This window comes from Pseudomonas sp. MM213 (genome assembly GCF_020423045.1).
Classification (GTDB): Bacteria; Pseudomonadota; Gammaproteobacteria; order Pseudomonadales; family Pseudomonadaceae; genus Aquipseudomonas; species Aquipseudomonas migulae.
The window spans coordinates 5,865,072-5,883,304 of sequence record NZ_CP081943.1; the positions used below are offsets into that span (position 1 = coordinate 5,865,072).

Below are 18,233 nucleotides of genomic sequence, written 5' to 3' on the forward strand. Positions count from 1 at the left end.
TGAGCCTGAGGACAACACGATGAAATACCGCCTGGGCGACGCCCGCGTCGACACCCATCCGCAAAGCTGGGTTGCCCCCAACGCCGTGCTGGTGGGCAAGGTCAAACTGGAAGAGGGCGCCAACGTCTGGTTCAACGCCGTGTTGCGTGGCGACAACGAACTGATCCTGATCGGCAAGAACAGCAACGTCCAGGACGGCACCGTGATGCACACCGACATGGGCTACCCGCTGACCATCGGCACCGGCGTGACCATCGGCCACAACGCCATGCTCCACGGCTGCACCGTCGGTGACTACAGCCTGATCGGTATTAATGCAGTGATCCTCAACGGCGCAAAAATCGGCAAGAACTGCATCATCGGCGCCAACTCGCTGATCGGCGAAGGCAAGGAGATTCCGGACGGTTCGCTGGTCATGGGCTCACCCGGCAAGGTGGTGCGCGAGCTGACCGAGCCGCAGAAGAAAATGCTCGAGGCCAGCGCTGCGCACTATGTGCATAACTCTCAGCGTTATGCCCGCGATCTGGCAGAGCAGGAAGAATGAACACGCCCGAACGCCCGGTGCTATCGCCCTGCGTGAATATCTGTGCGCTGGACGACGATGACATCTGCACCGGGTGCCAGCGCACCGTGGCGGAAATCACGGGCTGGAGCCGGATGAGTAATGACGAGCGCCGAACGGTCCTGGGACTGTGTCACGAACGGGCGAAATCCAGCGGGTTGATCTGGATGATTGAGGCGAAACCGGGAAATTGAGGCGCGGCCATCGCGAGCAGGCTCGCTCCCACAGGGGAATGCGATCAAATGTGGGAGCGAGCCTGCTCGCGAAAGCGTCAGCGCTGACACCACCGCCACCTCTGAAGTAACCTGTGCGCCAATTTGACAGGTACCTCCATGCTTTTCCTGATCGCCTACATCAGCAGCGTCGTGCTGATCAACTACGCCTTTTCCACCGCGCCGCACCTGGACATCATCTGGTCCGCCTGGGGCGGTTTGGTCTTTGTCCTGCGCGACATGGTGCAAACCCGCTTCGGCCACGGTGCCATCGCGGCGATGCTGGCAGCGCTGGTGCTCTCCTATGTCACCTCCGATCCGTCCATCGCCCTGGCCAGCGCCACCGCGTTCGCGGTCTCCGAATGCATTGACTGGCTGGTGTTCAGCATCACCAAACGCCCGCTGCACGACCGCCTGTGGATAAGTTCGGCCCTGAGCATTCCCCTCGATACCTTCATCTTCTTCGGCATGATCGACGCGTTCACCCCGGCCGTGATCCTCACCGCCATGGGCTCGAAGTTCGCCGGCGTGACCGTCGTGTGGCTGATCATGGCGTGGCGCTTGCGTAAACTGGCCATCGCCGGCTGAAGCCAAACCCTCAGGTTCATGTAAAATGCCGCGCTTTCTCCCCATGGGAAGCGTGCCAGGCACAGCGACCCTCGATGATCCGCTCCTTTGAGGACCTGAGATGACCCGTATCGGAACTCCATTGTCGCCAACCGCGACCCGCGTATTGATGTGTGGCTGTGGTGAGTTGGGCAAGGAAGTGGTGATCGAGCTGCAACGCCTGGGCGTTGAAGTGATTGCCGTTGACCGTTACGCCAACGCGCCGGCCATGCAAGTCGCTCACCGCAGCCACGTGATCAACATGCTCGACGGCGCTGCCCTGCGTGCCGTGATCGAAGCCGAGAAGCCGCACTTCATCGTGCCGGAAATCGAAGCCATCGCCACCGCGACCCTGGTCGAACTGGAAGCCGAAGGCTTCACCGTGATCCCGACCGCACGCGCCGCGCAACTGACCATGAACCGTGAAGGCATCCGTCGCCTGGCCGCTGAAGAGCTGGACCTGCCGACCTCGCCGTACCACTTTGCCGACACCTTTGAGGATTACAGCAAAGCCGTTCAGGACCTGGGCTTCCCGTGCGTGGTCAAGCCGGTGATGAGTTCGTCGGGCAAGGGCCAGAGCCTGCTGCGCAGTGTCGATGACGTGAAAACCGCGTGGGATTACGCGCAAGAAGGCGGCCGTGCCGGTAAAGGTCGGGTGATCGTCGAGGGCTTCATCGACTTCGACTACGAAATCACCTTGCTGACTGTGCGCCACGTCGGCGGCACCACGTTCTGCGCTCCGGTCGGTCACCGTCAGGAGAAGGGCGACTACCAGGAATCCTGGCAGCCACAAGCCATGAGCCCGGTTGCCCTGGCGGAATCCGAGCGTGTGGCCAAAGCGGTCACCGAAGCCTTGGGCGGTCGTGGTCTGTTTGGCGTCGAACTGTTCATCAAAGGCGATCAGGTGTGGTTCAGCGAAGTCTCGCCACGCCCGCACGACACCGGCCTGGTGACCCTGATTTCTCAGGACCTGTCGCAGTTCGCACTGCACGCACGGGCCATTCTGGGGCTGCCGATTCCGTTGATCCGTCAGTTCGCGCCTTCGGCTTCGGCGGTAATTCTGGTGGAAGGGCAGTCGACCCAGACGGCTTTCGCCAATCTCGGCGCGGCATTGAGCGAGCCAGACACGGCGTTGCGTCTGTTCGGCAAACCTGAAGTGAATGGTCAGCGCCGGATGGGTGTGGCGCTGGCGCGGGACGAGTCGATCGAGGCTGCCCGGGCCAAGGCGACCCGCGCTTCTCAGGCGGTCGTAGTCGAGCTGTAACCGAGGCGCGGCAATCGCTAGCAGGCTAGCTCCCACAGGGTTATTGGGCGGTCACAGATTTTGTGTACACCCAATAACCCTGTGGGAGCCAGCCTGCTGGCGATGCTTCTGGTTCAGGCCACCCGATTCAAATCGTTGTGACGCGTCTCTTTCAGGCACAGCACCGCAATCAAACTCAGCACCGCCGCCCCCGACACATATCCGCCGACATAACTCAAACCACCCATCGCCACCAGCTTCTGCGCAAAGAACGGCGCCGCCGAGGCTCCGACAATGCCGCCCAGGTTGTAGGCCGCTGACGCACCGGTATAACGCACGTGTGTCGGAAACAGCTCCGGCAGCAGCGCACCCATTGGTGCAAACGTCACGCCCATCAGAAACAACTCGATGCACAGGAACAGCGCCACGCCCCAGGTCGAACCCTGGGTCAGCAGCGGCTCCATCAAGAACCCGGACAGAATCGCCAGCACGCCGCCGATGATCAGCACCGGTTTGCGCCCGTAACGGTCACTGGCCCAGGCCGACAACGGTGTCGCGGCGGCCATGAACAGCACCGCAAAACACAGCAGCGCGAGGAAGGTTTCGCGGGTGTAGCCCAGCGTCGACACGCCATAACTCAGCGAAAACACCGTCGAGATGTAGAACAGCGCGTAGCACACCACCATCGAACCGGCGCCCAGCAGCATCGGCGCCCAATACTGGCTGAACAGCTCGACCAGCGGGATCTTCACTCGCTCCTGACGGGCCATGGCATTGGCGAACACCGGGGTTTCGTGCAGCTTGAGGCGCACGTACAGGCCGACCATCACCAGCGCGGCGCTGAGCAGGAACGGGATCCGCCAGCCCCACGAACGGAACTGTTCGTCGTCCAGTGTCATTGCCAGCGTCAAAAACAGCCCGTTGGCCGCGAGAAAGCCGATCGACGGGCCAAGCTGCGGGAACATGCCGAACCAGGCGCGCTTGCCCTTGGGCGCGTTTTCCGTCGCCAGCAATGCCGCGCCGCCCCATTCGCCGCCCAGGCCCAAACCCTGGCCGAAGCGCAGCACGCAGAGCAGGATCGGCGCCCAGGCCCCGATGCTGTCGTAACCCGGCAGCACGCCGATCAGCGTGGTGCACACGCCCATCAGCAGCAAAGAGGCAACCAGGGTCGATTTGCGCCCGATGCGGTCACCGAAGTGGCCGAACAGTGCCGAGCCCAGCGGCCTGGCGAGGAACGCGATGCCGAACGTGAGAAACGCCGAGAGCATCTGGGCTGTGCCGGAGGTCTGCGGAAAAAACACCGGACCGATCACCAGCGCGGCGGCAGTGGCGTACACGTAGAAGTCGTAGAACTCGATGGCGGTGCCGATGAAACTCGCAGTCGCCACGCGGGTGGCGGAGTTCGTCGGTTGCGCAGGCGTGGTTTCGGTATAGGTCGTGCTGGTAGTCATGCGGTAATCCCTGACAGTCATGTGCCCCAGTGGAGCGAATTATTATGGTCGAACACCCAGGGATGTGGGTTTGATGCGGGGGTGCGGGTAGCACGGGGGTGGGGCGGGGCTTGGGTAAGCGGGCTCGATTATGCCACGGTCTGACAACACCGTACTGTAGGAGCCAGGCTTGCCGGCGAAGGCGTACTTGAGACCGCCTTCGCCGGCAAGCCTGGCTCCTACAAAGAATGGGTGGTGTCAGACAGTTGTGGGGGTTGCAGCCGTATGCCAGATCAACACGCGGGTCACGCGGTTGTCTTCGGTCTCCAGAATCTCCAGCCGATAACGCCCGATCTTCAGGCACACCGCGCTGTCCGGAATCGTCTCCAGCGCTTCGGTCACCAGCCCGTTAAGGGTTTTCGGGCCATCGCTGGGCAAATGCCAGCCGAGGCTTTTGTTCAGGTCGCGAATCGACGCCGCACCGTCGATCACCAGGCGTCCATCAGCCTGCGGATGGATGTGCGGGTTGTCCAGGCTGTGCTGGCTTTCGAATTCGCCGACGATTTCTTCGAGAATGTCTTCCAGCGTGACGATGCCGAGCACTTCGCCATACTCGTCGACCACCATGCCCAGGCGCCGCTGCTGTTTGTGAAAGTTCAGCAGTTGCAGCTGCAACGGTGTGCTTTCCGGTACGAAATACGGGTCGTGACACGCGGCCAGCAGTGCTTCGCGAGTGAGTTGGCCGTCGGGCAGCAGGTGGCGAATCTGCCGGGTGTTGAGCACCGCCTCGACCTGGTTGATGTCACTGTGGAACACCGGCAGGCGCGTGCGCCGGTTGGCCCGAAGCTGTTCGAGGATTTCTTCGATGGAGTCGTCGAGGTTGATCCCGTCGACATCGCTGCGCGGCACCAGAATGTCGTTGACCGTGATGTTATCCAGCGCGTGGATGCCGGACACCGCGTGCGGACGGCAAACCGGTTGTTGGTCGTCGTGACGATCCTTCGGTGTCTCGTCCTCGCTCTGCTGCACCACTTTGGCCTTGCGGGCAAACGGCCGCATCAGCAACTGGCTGATGCCATTGAGCAGCCAGGCGGCCGGGTAGATGATTTTCAGCGGCGCGCGGAGCAGGGTGTTGCCCAGCGCGAGAACCGCGTCGGGATAGCGGGCGGCCAGGGTGCGTGGGAGGTAGTCGGCAAACACCAGCAGAATCGCGCCGGCCCCCAGGCACGCGGCCCATGGACCGTTTTCAGCCCAGGTGAAAATCGCCAGCAAGGTGCTGATGACCACTACCAGCGCACGACACAGGGTGTTGCAGAAAATCAGGCTGTTGAGCGGAAAACTCAGCTTTGCCACCGGTTTGTCGCTTGCACGCGAGGCGGTGCGCTGGGCCAGCAAGTGCTGGTGTGCCGCTTCAATGGCGGTGAACAGCCCCGACCATAAAATCAGCAGGGCCACTACGGCGAGCATCGGCCCTATGGGCAAGTCGTCCATTTATGCCGCCCGTCAGATGTGCAGGATGTATTCACGGACCAGCTTGCTGCCGAAATACGCGAGCATCAACAGGCAGAAACCGGCGAGGGTCCAGCGAATGGCCTTGTGTCCGCGCCAGCCGAGGCGGTTGCGGCCCCAGAGCAGCACGCTGAAAACGATCCAGGCCAGGCACGCCAGCAAGGTTTTGTGCACCAGGTGCTGGGCGAACAGATTGTCGACGAACAGCCAGCCAGAGATCAGCGACAACGACAGCAAGGTCCAGCCGGCCCACAGGAAACTGAACAGCAGGCTTTCCATGGTTTGCAGCGGCGGGAAGTTCTTGATCAGTCCGGACGGGTGCTTGTGCTTGAGCTGATGGTCCTGAACCAGCAGCAGCAAGGCCTGGAACACCGCGATGGTGAACATGCCGTAAGCCAGGATCGACAACAGGATATGCGCGAGGATGCCCGGCTCTTCGTCGATGATCTGCACCGTGCCGGCCGGGGCGAACTGTGCCAGCAGCACGGTGGCGGCGCCCAGCGGGAACAGCAATATCAGCAGGTTTTCCACCGGGATCCGCGAGCAGGCCAGCAGCGTCAGGGCAATGACCGCTGCGGCGATCAGGCTGGCGGCGCTGAAAAAGTCCAGGCCCAGGCCAATCGGTGTCAGCAGGTGGGTGAACAGGCTGGCGCTGTGAGCCAGCACGGCGAGCACGCCGAGCGTGACCAGCAGGCGTTTGTTCGCCTTGGCGCCGGTGGCCAGGCGAGAGCCCTGATAGATGGTCGCAGCGGCATATAAGCAGGCGGCGGCGAGAGTGGTCAGCAAACTGGGTGACAAGGGGAGCATAAATCCTGTTAGGCAAGCCCGAAAGGCGCTGAGTTTGGCATAGAACCCACACACCACGAAAGTGCGAGGTGTCCGCCAGTCGCAGTCTTCGCTATAATCCGCGACCTGCCCACGCCGCAGGCTCGCCGAGCACATGTTGATTCCGGTCTGGGCCGCCATTATCCCGGTCTACACAGGGCCTGAAAGGATCGCGCAATGTTTGAAAACTTAACCGACCGTCTCTCGCAGACGCTGCGCCATGTCACCGGCAAGGCCAAACTGACCGAGGACAACATCAAAGACACCCTGCGCGAAGTGCGCATGGCGTTGCTCGAAGCCGACGTCGCCTTGCCGGTGGTGAAGGATTTCGTCAATTCGGTCAAGGAACGCGCCGTCGGCACCGAGGTGTCGCGCAGCCTGACGCCGGGCCAGGCCTTCGTGAAGATCGTCCAGGCCGAACTCGAAAGCCTGATGGGCGCGGCCAACGAAGACCTGAACCTGAGCGCCGTTCCGCCTGCCGTCGTATTGATGGCCGGTTTGCAGGGCGCCGGTAAAACCACCACCGCCGGTAAACTTGCGCGCTTCCTTAAAGAGCGCAAGAAGAAGTCGGTGATGGTGGTGTCCGCGGACGTTTACCGTCCGGCGGCGATCAAGCAGCTGGAAACCCTGGCCAACGACATCGGCGTGACGTTCTTCCCGTCCGACCTGAGCCAGAAGCCGGTCGACATCGCACAAGCGGCTATAAAAGAAGCAAAGCTTAAGTTTATTGATGTGGTCATCGTCGATACCGCCGGTCGACTGCACATCGACGAAGAGATGATGGGCGAGATCAAGGCGTTGCACGCCGCGATCAACCCGGTCGAAACGCTGTTCGTGGTCGACGCCATGACCGGCCAGGATGCCGCCAACACGGCCAAGGCCTTCGGCGATGCGCTGCCGCTGACCGGTGTGATCCTGACCAAGGTCGACGGTGACGCCCGTGGCGGTGCCGCACTGTCCGTTCGTGCCATCACCGGCAAGCCGATCAAGTTCATCGGTATGGGCGAGAAGACCGAAGCCCTTGAGCCGTTCCACCCGGAGCGTATCGCTTCGCGGATCCTCGGCATGGGCGACGTGCTCAGCCTGATCGAACAGGCCGAAGCGACACTCGACAAGGACAAGGCCGACAAGCTGGCCAAGAAGCTGAAGAAGGGCAAGGGCTTCGACCTCGAAGACTTCCGCGATCAGCTGCAACAGATGAAGAACATGGGCGGCCTCGGTGGCCTCATGGACAAACTGCCGAACATCGGCGGTGTGAACCTGGCGCAAATGGGCAATGCCCAGGGCGCGGCAGAGAAACAATTCAAGCAGATGGAAGCCATCATCAATTCCATGACCCCGGCCGAGCGCCGCGACCCTGAGCTGATCAGCGGTTCGCGCAAACGCCGGATCGCGATGGGTTCCGGCACCCAGGTGCAGGACATCGGTCGCTTGATCAAGCAGCACAAGCAGATGCAGAAGATGATGAAGAAATTCTCCGCGAAAGGCGGAATGGCCAAAATGATGCGCGGCATGGGCGGTATGTTGCCCGGCGGCGGCATGCCGAAAATATAGTGTCCAGTCACACCAATACTGCTCAATTTTGGCGGTGCCTGTTGACCTCATGCTGCGTTGCCGCTCCTCGCCATAGCCAGCTATGACTCGTCGCGGCGCCTTGCCTGAGTTCAACAATCACTCGCCAAAATATGAGCATTATTGGTGAGACTGGACACAAGAATTCGCGCAGGGGCTTGCTCTTGCGCAGCCCACACGGAAGTGGGATCTCCAGCAAACCCGCACTTGGCGGGAGCTGACTGGCCGTTTTCAACGACGGCTCTATAGCAAATCTGGATGGCGTCCGATAGGCCGCCGGAAAAAGACATTTGCAAAAGTCCGGATATTCCTTAGAATATGCGGCCTTTCGGGCACCTATGCCCGCTGTGCCTTTAGATTTGCAGCACCGACTACAGGAACGATGTTCACATGCTAACAATCCGTCTTGCCCTTGGCGGCTCCAAAAAGCGCCCGTTTTACCACTTGACCGTAACCGACAGCCGCAACCCGCGCGACGGTTCGCACAAGGAACAGGTTGGTTTCTTCAACCCTGTTGCTCGTGGTCAAGAAGTCCGTCTGTCCGTGAACCAAGAGCGCGTAGCCTACTGGCTGAGCGTTGGTGCACAACCTTCTGAGCGTGTTGCTCAGTTGTTGAAGGACGCTGCTAAGGCTGCGGCCTGAGCAATATGAACGCGACGCCAGCCATTGCTGATGATTTGATCGTTATCGGCAAGATTTATTCTGTTCATGGCGTTCGCGGCGAAGTGAAGGTGTATTCCTTTACTGATCCGACTGAAAACCTGTTGCAGTACAAAACCTGGACGCTCAAGCGCGAAGGCAATGTGAAACAGGTCGAGCTGGTCAGCGGACGCGGGAGCGACAAGTTCCTGGTCGCAAAGCTCAAGGGTCTTGATGATCGTGAAGAAGCTCGTCTTCTGGCCGGTTATGAGATCTGCGTGCCGCGCAACCTGTTCCCTGAATTGACCGACGGCGAGTACTACTGGTACCAGCTGGAAGGTCTGAAGGTTATTGATCACCTTGGGCAATTGCTCGGGAAAATCGATCATCTTCTGGAAACCGGCGCCAATGATGTAATGGTGGTCAAGCCTTGCGCTGGCAGCCTGGATGATCGCGAACGCCTGTTGCCCTATACGGAGCAATGCGTGTTGGCTGTCGACCTTGCCGCAGGCGAGATGAAGGTGGATTGGGACGCGGACTTCTAAGCGTGGCTAACTTGCGCGTAGAAGTGATCAGTTTGTTTCCCGAGATGTTCTCCGCCATCAGCGAGTACGGCATCACCAGTCGGGCGGTGAAACAGGGGCTCTTGCAGCTCACCTGTTGGAATCCGCGAGACTACACGACGGATCGACATCACACTGTGGACGATCGCCCATTTGGCGGTGGCCCGGGCATGGTGATGAAGATCAAGCCCCTGGAAGATGCTCTGGTTCAGGCCAAGGCAGCAGCCGGGGAGGCGGCGAAGGTGATTTACCTGTCCCCCCAAGGCCGTCAACTGACTCAGTCGGCGGTACGCGAGTTGGCGAATCTGGATGCATTGATCCTGATTGCCGGCCGCTATGAAGGCATTGACGAGCGTTTTATTGATGCTCATGTCGATGAAGAGTGGTCGATTGGCGACTATGTACTGTCTGGCGGCGAGCTGCCGGCGATGGTCCTGATCGATGCGGTTACACGACTGCTGCCTGGAGCTTTAGGGCATGCGGACTCCGCCGAGGAAGATTCCTTTACGGATGGTTTGCTGGATTGCCCGCACTACACCCGACCGGAGGTGTATGCGGATCAGCGTGTTCCCGACGTATTGCTAAGTGGCAATCACGCGCACATCCGGCGTTGGCGTTTACAGCAGTCCCTTGGTAGGACCTTTGAACGACGCGCCGATCTTCTGGAAAGCCGCTCGCTTTCTGGAGAAGAGAAGAAGCTGCTCGAGGAATACATCCGCGAGCGGGACGATAGTTAACAACGTATCGATGGTAAGTCCGTTGATTTACCTTAGGAGCACAGCATGACTAACAAAATCATCCTTGCACTCGAAGCAGAGCAGATGACCAAAGAGATCCCTACCTTTGCCCCGGGCGACACCATTGTCGTTCAGGTGAAAGTGAAGGAAGGCGACCGTTCGCGTCTGCAAGCGTTCGAAGGTGTTGTTATCGCCAAGCGTAACCGCGGCGTAAACAGTGCTTTCACCGTTCGTAAAATCTCCAACGGTGTTGGCGTAGAGCGTACTTTCCAGACCTACAGCCCGCAAATCGACAGCATGGCCGTTAAACGTCGCGGTGACGTACGTAAAGCCAAGCTGTACTACCTGCGTGACCTGTCCGGTAAAGCAGCTCGCATCAAGGAAAAACTGGCTTAAGTCCAGCTTCCGATGCAGAAAAAAGCAGCCTACGGGCTGCTTTTTTGTTGCCCGCCATTTAACCCGGAATTTCGTTTCAGGCTGTAGACCCATGACCGCTCGTGAGCAAGAAATCGAACGCCGCACCGAACTCTCGGTGAGCCGCGTGACCAAGGCGGTTTTCCCGTCGACCACCAACCACCACAACACCCTGTTCGGCGGCACTGCGCTGGCCTGGATGGATGAAGTGTCATTCATCACCGCCACCCGCTTTTGCCGGCTACCGTTGGTGACCGTTTCCACGGACCGTATCGACTTCAATCATGCAATCCCTGCCGGCTCCATCGTTGAACTGGTTGGGCGGGTGATCAAGGTCGGCAACACCAGCCTCAAGGTTGAGGTTGAAGTGTTTGTTGAAAGCATGAGCTGTGATGGTCGCGAGAAGGCGATTCATGGGCAGTTCAGTTTTGTGGCGATTGATGAAGACAAGCGGCCGGTGCCGGTGTTGCCTGGGTTTGCCGCCTGACGCGGGACCGAGGTGCGGCCTTCGCGGGCAAGCCTCGCTCCTACAGGTATTAAGTAGACCCTTGTAGGAGCGTGGCTTGCCCGCGAATCGATCTATCAAGCGCCGCCGACCTGCGGTTGAATCAACGCCAGCAGAGTCCACCCCGCCGAAGGCTTCAACGCACTGTCCGGCGTCGCCACATGCACCCATCCGCTGTCATCGCGAGCGAACAGCAATGTCGCGCGTTCCCCATGCAGCGTCCTGTAATCCTCCCAGCCGAACCCCTCCGTCAGAGTTGTGCTGTACAGCTCGGCCCCCTGGTGCAGCAGATTAGCCAGTTTGTTGTAGGTCAGTTCCTCATTGCCCAGCAAACGCCCGCGATGTTCATGGCTGGCGCGGTGCTTGTCAGTGCGATGGCTTTCCTGACCACTGGCGAGACCAAACAGTCGCTGATGGCCGAAATCGTGTCGAAAACGCATCGACGCCAACGCATTCAATTCGCCGGACGGCGACAATGTCAGCAAATGCCCAAGCCCGACCAGATCCAGATGAGCATCGGCATGCTGCGACGCCGGGTTACCAAAGTACGTCGGCAAACCGTCCATGCGCGCCGCGCGAATATTCTCCCAGCTCGAATCCGTCAGCAGCACTCGACAGCCCAGCTGTTGCAGGGCTTTGCCCAAGGTACGTGCCGGGGCGTTGGCGCCGACGATCAGAAAGCCGCTGGGCGCCGGTTCGGCGACTTTCAGCAAGCGCGCCAATGGCCGGGCCGTGGCACTTTGCAGCACCACCGTGCCGATGATCACCGCAAACGTCAGCGGCACCAGCAGCAACGCGCCTTCGAGTCCGGCCTCATTCAGGCGAACGGCGAAAATCGCCGAAACCGCCGCCGCCACGATTCCGCGAGGTGCGATCCACGACAGCAGCGCCCGCTCGCGCCAGCTCAAACTCGAGCCCGCCGTGGAAAGCATCACGTTCAATGGCCGTGCAATGAACTGAATGATCAGCAGCAGAATCAGCACCAGCGGCCCGAGGCCGATCAAGGCGTTCAGATCGAGTCGCGCCGCCAGCAAAATGAACAGCCCGGAGATCAGCAGCACGCTGAGGTTCTCCTTGAAGTGCAAGATGTCCCGCACATCCACGTCCTTCATGTTGGCCAGCCAGATCCCCATCAAGGTCACGGCCAGCAAACCGGATTCGTGCATGACTTGATTGGCGGTAATGAAAATCCCCAGTACCGCCGCCAACGCCGCCAGGTTGTGCAGGTATTCCGGCAACCATTGGCGCCGAATGATCGTGCCGAGCACCCAGCCGCCGGCAATCCCGAATGCGGTGCCGCACAGAATCACTCCGCCGAAGGTCAGCAGGCTTTGGCTCAAGCCGTCATCTGACGTACGGGCGATGATGAAGCTGTAGACCACCACGGCGAGGAGGGCGCCGATCGGGTCGATGACGATGCCTTCCCAGCGCAGGATGTTGGCAATCGAGGCTTTGGGGCGTACCACGCGCAGCATCGGTACGATGACCGTGGGCCCGGTGACCAGCGTCAGGCTGCCGAACAGTATCGCGAGCGACCAGTCGAAACCCAGCAGCCAATGCGTGGCGACAGCAATGACCACCCAGGTCGAGATCGCGCCAATCGTCACCAGCCGGCGTACGACGCTGCCGATTTCGCGCCACTCCGAGAGGTGCAGCGTCAGGCTGCCTTCAAACAGAATCAGCGCCACCGCCAGCGACACCAGTGGCATTAAAAGTGGGCCGAACATTTCCTGTGGGTCGAGCCAGCCCAGGATCGGACCGACCAGAATCCCGCTCAGCAACAGAAACAGGATCGCCGGCAATTTCAGTCGCCACGCCAGCCACTGACACCCCAGTGCCGCCGCACCAATACCGCCAAAAGCCAACAGAATCTGTTGCTCGTTCATTGAGTCTTCCTGTTCCTTGAAGTAGCGGGCTATGAAAGACTAGCGGTGGTTTTTACTGTTCACCTTTTTTTCGCGCGCAGTCTCAAGACTGCATGTTTCGAGTGCCCATGCCTGCCATCGATCATCCACTGATAGACCAATTCCTCGACGCGTTATGGCTGGAGAAAGGCCTTTCCGACAACACTCGCGATGCCTATCGCAGTGACCTGGCCTTGTTCAATGGCTGGCTGCAGGAGAAGGGGCTGGAGTTGATCAACGCCGGTCGGGAGTTGATTCTCGATCACCTGGCCTGGCGTCTGGAACAGAACTACAAACCCCGTTCCACTGCGCGATTTCTCTCGGGTGTGCGTGGCTTTTATCGCTATCTGTTGCGGGAAAAGTTGATCGCGGTCGATCCGACGTTACGCGTTGATATGCCTCAACTCGGTAGGCCGTTGCCAAAATCCTTGTCGGAAGCCGATGTGGAAGCACTGCTGAAGGCGCCGGATCTGAGTGAAGCGATCGGCCAGCGTGACCGCGCCATGCTCGAAGTGCTGTACGCCTGCGGTTTGCGGGTGACGGAACTGATCAGCCTGACGCTGGAGCAGGTCAACCTGCGCCAGGGCGTGCTGCGGGTGATGGGCAAGGGCAGCAAGGAGCGGCTGGTGCCGATGGGCGAGGAGGCGATTGTCTGGGTCGAGCGTTACATGCGCGACGCCCGTGGCGAGCTGCTCGGCGGGCGTCCCAGTGATGTACTGTTCCCCAGTCAGCGTGGCGAGCAGATGACGCGCCAGACCTTCTGGCACCGTATCAAGCATCAGGCCAAGGTCGCCGGGATCGGCAAATCGCTGTCGCCGCACACTTTGCGCCATGCCTTCGCCACGCACCTGCTCAACCACGGCGCGGATTTGCGAGTGGTGCAGATGCTGCTCGGCCATAGCGACCTGTCGACCACTCAGATCTACACCCATGTCGCCCGGGCACGCTTGCAGGACCTGCACGCCAAACACCACCCGCGCGGATGATCACATTCCCTGCTGCGCGATCCCTGTAGGAGCGAAGCTTGCTCGCGAAGAACGTCAACGATAACGCGTGCTGTCTGGATGAACGTGTTGTCCTGACCTCCTTCGCGAGCAAGCTTCGCTCCTACAGGGATCGCGGTGTTGTCTTGTCACCCCACATTCGGCCACACAGCCCTTATGTGGTAGGCTTTGTCGGTTTGTACGATGGGCGGTTATGACCCGGTGTTTCGGCACGGGCGTTCTGGTCGTCCCATTTGTCCGCCTTCAGGAGTTCTCATGCGTCTGACCCAGATTTTCGCCGCCGCAGCCATTGCGTTGGTCAGCACCCTTGCCGTCGCCGATGACGCGGCCGACAAAGCCATTCGTAAGAGCCTGGAAACCCTCCAGCTCGAAGTGCCGGTAGAAAGCATTTCCGCCAGTCCGCTGCCGGGCCTGTATGAAGTCAAACTGCAGGGCAGCCGCGTGCTGTATGCCAGTGCCGACGGCCAATACGTGGTTCAGGGCTACATGTTTCAGCTCAAGGACGGCAAGCCGGTCAACCTGACCGAAAAAGCCGAACGCCTGGGCATTTCCAAGCTGGTCAACGCCATTCCTGTTGCGGAAACCGTGGTCTACCCGGCCATCGGCGAAACCAAATCGCACATCACCGTGTTTACCGACACCACCTGCCCGTACTGCCACAAACTGCATGCCGAAGTGCCTGAGCTGAACAAGCGCGGCATCGAAGTGCGCTACGTCGCGTTCCCACGCCAGGGCCTGGGCTCGCCGGGTGACGAACAGCTGCAAGCGGTCTGGTGCTCGAAAGACAAGAAAGCGGCCATGGACAAAATGGTCGACGGCAAGGAAATCAAGGCCGCCAAGTGCGATAACCCGGTTTCCAAACAGTTCGCCCTCGGTCAGTCGATTGGCGTGAACGGCACACCGGCCATCGTTTTGGCCGACGGTCAGGTCATTCCGGGCTACCAGCCTGCGCCACAAGTCGCCAAACTGGCGCTGGGCGCGAAGTAAATTCGCATCGTCACGGCCAGCCTTTGACGATCATGGTCCGGCGGCAACATTTGCCGGGCCATTAATAGAGAGCCGCGAGCATGCGGCTGTTTTCACGGCCGGCCTTGAGTCGGCCGTTTTATGGGGAGTTCACAGTGAAACCGGTCAAAGTAGGCATCTGTGGGTTAGGGACCGTCGGTGGCGGTACCTTCAACGTACTTCAGCGCAACGCCGAGGAAATTGCTCGTCGTGCCGGGCGTGGAATCGAAGTGGCACAAATTGCCATTCGCACGCCAAAGCCTCAGTTCCAAACGACCGGTATTGCGATTACCAACGATGTCTTCGAAGTGGCCACGAACCCTGAGATCGACATCGTTATAGAGCTGATGGGCGGCTACACCGTTGCCCGCGAGCTGGTACTCAAGGCCATCGAGAATGGCAAGCATGTGGTCACCGCGAACAAGGCGCTTATCGCCGTTCACGGCAATGAAATTTTCGCCAAGGCTCGCGAGAAGGGCGTGATCGTTGCGTTCGAAGCGGCCGTGGCCGGTGGCATTCCGGTGATCAAGGCGATCCGTGAAGGCCTGTCCGCCAACCGGATTAACTGGGTCGCCGGCATCATCAACGGCACCGGCAACTTCATCCTCACCGAGATGCGCGAGAAGGGTCGCACCTTCGAAGACGTACTCGCCGAGGCGCAGGCCCTGGGTTACGCCGAAGCCGATCCGACCTTCGACGTTGAAGGCATCGACGCGGCCCACAAGCTGACGATCCTGGCCTCCATCGCGTTCGGCATTCCGCTGCAATTCGACAAGGCCTACACCGAAGGCATCACCAAGCTGACCACGGCTGACGTGAACTACGCCGAAGCGCTGGGCTATCGCATCAAGCACCTGGGCGTCGCTCGCAGCACGGCGGCTGGCATCGAGTTGCGCGTGCACCCGACGCTGATCCCGGCCGATCGCCTGATCGCCAACGTCAACGGCGTGATGAACGCGGTGATGGTCAACGGTGACGCTGCCGGTTCGACCCTGTTCTACGGTGCCGGTGCCGGCATGGAGCCGACCGCTTCGTCGGTGATCGCCGACCTGGTAGATGTGGTTCGCGCCATGACTTCCGATCCGGAAAACCGCGTGCCGCACCTGGCCTTCCAGCCGGATTCGCTGTCGGCTCATCCGATCCTGCCGATCGAAGCCTGCGAAAGCGCCTACTACCTGCGCATTCAGGCCAAGGACCATCCGGGCGTGCTGGCTCAGGTTGCGAGCATCCTGTCGGAGCGCGGCATCAACATCGAATCGATCATGCAGAAAGAAGTCGAAGAGCATGACGGCCTGGTGCCGATGATCCTGCTGACCCACCGTGTGCTGGAACAGCACATGAACGACGCGATTGCCGCCCTCGAAGCCCTCACGGGCGTGGTCGGTCCGGTCGTACGGATCCGCGTCGAGCACCTGAACTAAGCCGTTATCGTTCACCGGGCCTGCGTGCGGGCCCGGGTTTGCGAACACTGTCCATTGGAGTCAGTCATGCGTTATATCAGCACCCGCGGCCAGGCACCGGCCCTGAATTTCGAAGACGTCCTGCTGGCCGGTCTGGCCACTGACGGCGGTCTGTACGTCCCGGAAAACCTGCCACGTTTCACCCAGGAAGAAATCGCTTCCTGGGCCGGCCTGCCATATCACGAGCTGGCATTCCGGGTGATGCGCCCGTTCGTTACCGGCAGCATTCCTGATGCCGATTTCAAAAAGATTCTTGAAGAAACCTACGGCGTGTTCTCGCACAACGCCGTGGCACCGTTGCGTCAACTGAACGGCAATGAGTGGGTGCTGGAGCTGTTCCACGGCCCGACCCTGGCGTTCAAGGACTTCGCCCTGCAACTGCTCGGTCGCCTGCTCGATTACGTGCTGGAAAAACGCGGTGAGCGCGTGGTGATCGTCGGCGCCACTTCCGGTGATACCGGTTCGGCCGCCATCGAAGGCTGCAAACACTGCGAAAACGTCGACATCTTCATCCTGCACCCGCACAACCGCGTGTCTGAAGTGCAGCGTCGGCAGATGACCACGATCTTCGGCGAGAACATCCACAACATCGCTATCGAAGGCAACTTCGATGACTGCCAGGAAATGGTCAAGGCGAGCTTCGCCGACCAAAGCTTCCTCAAGGGCACGCGTCTGGTGGCGGTGAACTCGATCAACTGGGCGCGGATCATGGCCCAGATCGTCTACTACTTCCACGCAGCCCTGCAACTGGGCGGCCCGGCGCGTTCGGTGTCGTTCTCGGTGCCGACCGGTAACTTCGGCGACATCTTCGCCGGTTACCTGGCGCGCAACATGGGCCTGCCGATCAATCAGTTGATCGTCGCCACCAACCGCAACGACATCCTGCACCGCTTCATGAGCGGCAATCAGTACGTCAAGGAAACCCTGCACGCCACGCTGTCGCCGTCGATGGACATCATGGTGTCGTCGAACTTCGAGCGTCTGCTGTTCGACCTGCACGGTCGCAACGGCGCGGCGATTGCCGGGTTGATGGATTCGTTCAAGCAGGGCGGCGGTTTCAGCGTTGAACAGGAGCGTTGGACCGAAGCGCGCAAGCTGTTCGATTCGCTGGCTGTGGATGATGCGCAAACCTGCGAAACGATTGCTGAGGTTTACGAGCAGACGGGTGAGTTGCTGGATCCGCATACGGCTATCGGTGTGAAGGCTGCGCGTGAATGCCGTCGTAGTCTGGATATTCCTATGGTTATTCTCGGGACTGCCCATCCGGTTAAATTCCCGGATGCGGTTGAGAAGGCGGGTGTGGGTAAAGCGCTGGAGTTGCCTGTTCACCTTGCCGATCTGTTTGAGCGGGATGAGCGTTGCACGGTGTTGCCGAATGACCTTAAGGCTGTACAGGCGTTTGTCAGTCAGCATGGGAATCGTGGGAAGCCGTTGTAATCGGTTGGGGGGCATATCCGTTGCTGCGGTAACGGCCACTATTGGTTTCGCTCTTACAGCGAGTCACTTTCGAAAAGCGCGAAAGTAACCAAAGCGCTTTTGCCCCTTTCGTTCGGTGCCTCGCTAATGCTCGGCATGCCCTCGCTCCGGTCCTGCTCCGTGGGCCCGCCGCCATCGGCCATCCATGGCCGGGGGCGGCTACCGCGGCATCCCTGCCGCGGTGCCCACTGCGCAGAACCTCCACTCGGCCTCTCGAGGGGGCGACTACCGCCACAGCCGCCGAGGCGGCCTGAAAGCCGACCTGGCTCTTTGGTCGACCGCATTATCTTTCTCTGCTGCACTCACTCATTCCGGACATGTACACCGCTCCCCTGTAGGAGCCGGCTTGCTGGCGATAGCGGTGGGTCAGTCGACGCATTTATTGACTGAACGGACGCTATCGCCAGCAAGCCGGCTCCTACAGGGATTGGGTTCACACAGTTCGAAATTGTAGGAGCCAGCTTGCTGGCGATGGGCGTCAACGATAACGCGGGCTGTCTGAATCAACGCGTCGTCCAAACGCTTTTCGCCGGCAAGCCGGCTCCTACAGGAAATCGCGTACGCTTT

The 18,233-nt window shown here is 60.2% G+C and carries 18 protein-coding genes; 14 read left to right on the forward strand and 4 right to left on the reverse strand.

The window, feature by feature from the left end; genetic code table 11:
• Positions 1 to 19: 19 nt before the first annotated feature.
• The 4 genes from K5R88_RS26615 (at position 20) to purT (ending at position 2,644) form a co-directional block, all read left to right on the forward strand.
• Positions 20 to 544: a gamma carbonic anhydrase family protein gene (locus K5R88_RS26615; RefSeq protein WP_008025583.1), complete on the forward strand. Its 525-nt coding sequence runs from the start codon at positions 20 to 22 to the stop codon at positions 542 to 544.
• The gene (locus K5R88_RS26620) at positions 541 to 756 is read left to right on the forward strand and encodes a DUF1289 domain-containing protein (protein ID WP_223557012.1); all 216 of its coding nucleotides are present in this window, start codon (positions 541 to 543) and stop codon (positions 754 to 756) included. Before K5R88_RS26615 ends, K5R88_RS26620 begins: the two co-directional genes overlap by 4 nt.
• 138 nt (positions 757 to 894) lie before the next feature.
• Positions 895 to 1,362 (forward strand): VUT family protein, encoded by a 468-nt coding sequence (locus K5R88_RS26625; protein ID WP_008042383.1) that lies wholly within the window; start codon positions 895 to 897, stop codon positions 1,360 to 1,362.
• A gap of 100 nt (positions 1,363 to 1,462) precedes the next feature.
• Positions 1,463 to 2,644: a formate-dependent phosphoribosylglycinamide formyltransferase gene (purT, locus tag K5R88_RS26630; protein ID WP_008042382.1), complete on the forward strand. Its 1,182-nt coding sequence runs from the start codon at positions 1,463 to 1,465 to the stop codon at positions 2,642 to 2,644.
• Positions 2,645 to 2,757: 113 nt separating this feature from the next.
• Here purT and K5R88_RS26635 read toward each other — a convergent pair whose 3' ends face one another.
• The 3 genes from K5R88_RS26635 to K5R88_RS26645 all read right to left on the reverse strand — a co-directional run bounded on the left by K5R88_RS26635 (position 2,758) and on the right by K5R88_RS26645 (position 6,369).
• Positions 2,758 to 4,074, reverse strand: coding sequence for an MFS transporter (locus K5R88_RS26635; protein ID WP_223437910.1), 1,317 nt, complete (start codon positions 4,072 to 4,074; stop codon positions 2,758 to 2,760).
• A gap of 237 nt (positions 4,075 to 4,311) precedes the next feature.
• Entirely contained in the window at positions 4,312 to 5,544 is a 1,233-nt protein-coding gene (locus K5R88_RS26640; RefSeq protein WP_223437079.1) for an HlyC/CorC family transporter, read from the reverse strand.
• Between the two features lie 12 nt (positions 5,545 to 5,556).
• On the reverse strand, positions 5,557 to 6,369 hold the full coding sequence (locus tag K5R88_RS26645) for a cytochrome C assembly family protein (RefSeq protein ID WP_192420162.1): 813 nt from the start codon (positions 6,367 to 6,369) through the stop codon (positions 5,557 to 5,559).
• 195 nt (positions 6,370 to 6,564) lie between these two features.
• Between K5R88_RS26645 and ffh the strand changes: the two genes are divergently transcribed.
• The 6 genes from ffh (at position 6,565) to K5R88_RS26675 (ending at position 10,799) form a co-directional block, all read left to right on the forward strand.
• Positions 6,565 to 7,941 carry a signal recognition particle protein gene (ffh, locus tag K5R88_RS26650; protein ID WP_223481670.1) on the forward strand — a complete coding sequence of 459 codons (1,377 nt, stop codon included), beginning with the start codon at positions 6,565 to 6,567 and terminating at the stop codon, positions 7,939 to 7,941.
• 408 nt (positions 7,942 to 8,349) lie between these two features.
• Positions 8,350 to 8,601, forward strand: coding sequence for a 30S ribosomal protein S16 (gene rpsP, locus K5R88_RS26655; protein ID WP_007944872.1), 252 nt, complete (start codon positions 8,350 to 8,352; stop codon positions 8,599 to 8,601).
• A gap of 5 nt (positions 8,602 to 8,606) precedes the next feature.
• Positions 8,607 to 9,143, forward strand: coding sequence for a ribosome maturation factor RimM (gene rimM, locus K5R88_RS26660; RefSeq protein WP_008025598.1), 537 nt, complete (start codon positions 8,607 to 8,609; stop codon positions 9,141 to 9,143).
• A 44-nt stretch (positions 9,144 to 9,187) separates the two neighbouring features.
• Positions 9,188 to 9,898 carry a tRNA (guanosine(37)-N1)-methyltransferase TrmD gene (gene trmD, locus K5R88_RS26665; RefSeq protein WP_230427586.1) on the forward strand — a complete coding sequence of 237 codons (711 nt, stop codon included), beginning with the start codon at positions 9,188 to 9,190 and terminating at the stop codon, positions 9,896 to 9,898.
• A gap of 45 nt (positions 9,899 to 9,943) precedes the next feature.
• On the forward strand, positions 9,944 to 10,294 hold the full coding sequence (gene rplS, locus K5R88_RS26670; protein ID WP_003175895.1) for a 50S ribosomal protein L19: 351 nt from the start codon (positions 9,944 to 9,946) through the stop codon (positions 10,292 to 10,294).
• Positions 10,295 to 10,385: 91 nt separating this feature from the next.
• Positions 10,386 to 10,799 (forward strand): acyl-CoA thioesterase, encoded by a 414-nt coding sequence (locus tag K5R88_RS26675; RefSeq protein ID WP_008025600.1) that lies wholly within the window; start codon positions 10,386 to 10,388, stop codon positions 10,797 to 10,799.
• Positions 10,800 to 10,894: 95 nt separating this feature from the next.
• On the opposite strand, the gene K5R88_RS26680 is transcribed toward K5R88_RS26675, so the two are convergent.
• Entirely contained in the window at positions 10,895 to 12,703 is a 1,809-nt protein-coding gene (locus tag K5R88_RS26680; protein WP_223453177.1) for a cation:proton antiporter, read from the reverse strand.
• A 107-nt stretch (positions 12,704 to 12,810) separates the two neighbouring features.
• On the opposite strand from K5R88_RS26680, the gene xerD reads away from it, so the two are divergent.
• From xerD to thrC, 4 genes are all read left to right on the forward strand, one after another.
• Positions 12,811 to 13,707 (forward strand): site-specific tyrosine recombinase XerD, encoded by an 897-nt coding sequence (xerD, locus tag K5R88_RS26685; RefSeq protein ID WP_008025604.1) that lies wholly within the window; start codon positions 12,811 to 12,813, stop codon positions 13,705 to 13,707.
• 273 nt (positions 13,708 to 13,980) lie between these two features.
• Positions 13,981 to 14,712: a bifunctional protein-disulfide isomerase/oxidoreductase DsbC gene (gene dsbC / locus K5R88_RS26690; protein WP_192228458.1), complete on the forward strand. Its 732-nt coding sequence runs from the start codon at positions 13,981 to 13,983 to the stop codon at positions 14,710 to 14,712.
• Between the two features lie 134 nt (positions 14,713 to 14,846).
• Positions 14,847 to 16,151 carry a homoserine dehydrogenase gene (locus tag K5R88_RS26695; protein ID WP_032828598.1) on the forward strand — a complete coding sequence of 435 codons (1,305 nt, stop codon included), beginning with the start codon at positions 14,847 to 14,849 and terminating at the stop codon, positions 16,149 to 16,151.
• Between the two features lie 66 nt (positions 16,152 to 16,217).
• Positions 16,218 to 17,627 (forward strand): threonine synthase, encoded by a 1,410-nt coding sequence (gene thrC / locus K5R88_RS26700; RefSeq protein WP_008025609.1) that lies wholly within the window; start codon positions 16,218 to 16,220, stop codon positions 17,625 to 17,627.
• Positions 17,628 to 18,233: the final 606 nt, after the last annotated feature.

Coding starts and splice junctions, on each gene's coding strand:
- ffh (WP_223481670.1), top strand. CDS start 6,565: ATGTTTGAAAACTTAACCGACCGTCTCTCGCAGACGCTGCGCCATGTC.
- K5R88_RS26635 (WP_223437910.1), bottom strand. CDS start 4,074: ATGACTACCAGCACGACCTATACCGAAACCACGCCTGCGCAACCGACG.
- K5R88_RS26620 (WP_223557012.1), top strand. CDS start 541: ATGAACACGCCCGAACGCCCGGTGCTATCGCCCTGCGTGAATATCTGT.
- xerD (WP_008025604.1), top strand. CDS start 12,811: ATGCCTGCCATCGATCATCCACTGATAGACCAATTCCTCGACGCGTTA.
- K5R88_RS26625 (WP_008042383.1), top strand. CDS start 895: ATGCTTTTCCTGATCGCCTACATCAGCAGCGTCGTGCTGATCAACTAC.
- thrC (WP_008025609.1), top strand. CDS start 16,218: ATGCGTTATATCAGCACCCGCGGCCAGGCACCGGCCCTGAATTTCGAA.
- K5R88_RS26680 (WP_223453177.1), bottom strand. CDS start 12,703: ATGAACGAGCAACAGATTCTGTTGGCTTTTGGCGGTATTGGTGCGGCG.
- rplS (WP_003175895.1), top strand. CDS start 9,944: ATGACTAACAAAATCATCCTTGCACTCGAAGCAGAGCAGATGACCAAA.
- rimM (WP_008025598.1), top strand. CDS start 8,607: ATGAACGCGACGCCAGCCATTGCTGATGATTTGATCGTTATCGGCAAG.
- rpsP (WP_007944872.1), top strand. CDS start 8,350: ATGCTAACAATCCGTCTTGCCCTTGGCGGCTCCAAAAAGCGCCCGTTT.
- K5R88_RS26640 (WP_223437079.1), bottom strand. CDS start 5,544: ATGGACGACTTGCCCATAGGGCCGATGCTCGCCGTAGTGGCCCTGCTG.
- dsbC (WP_192228458.1), top strand. CDS start 13,981: ATGCGTCTGACCCAGATTTTCGCCGCCGCAGCCATTGCGTTGGTCAGC.
- trmD (WP_230427586.1), top strand. CDS start 9,188: ATGTTCTCCGCCATCAGCGAGTACGGCATCACCAGTCGGGCGGTGAAA.
- K5R88_RS26675 (WP_008025600.1), top strand. CDS start 10,386: ATGACCGCTCGTGAGCAAGAAATCGAACGCCGCACCGAACTCTCGGTG.
- K5R88_RS26615 (WP_008025583.1), top strand. CDS start 20: ATGAAATACCGCCTGGGCGACGCCCGCGTCGACACCCATCCGCAAAGC.
- purT (WP_008042382.1), top strand. CDS start 1,463: ATGACCCGTATCGGAACTCCATTGTCGCCAACCGCGACCCGCGTATTG.
- K5R88_RS26645 (WP_192420162.1), bottom strand. CDS start 6,369: ATGCTCCCCTTGTCACCCAGTTTGCTGACCACTCTCGCCGCCGCCTGC.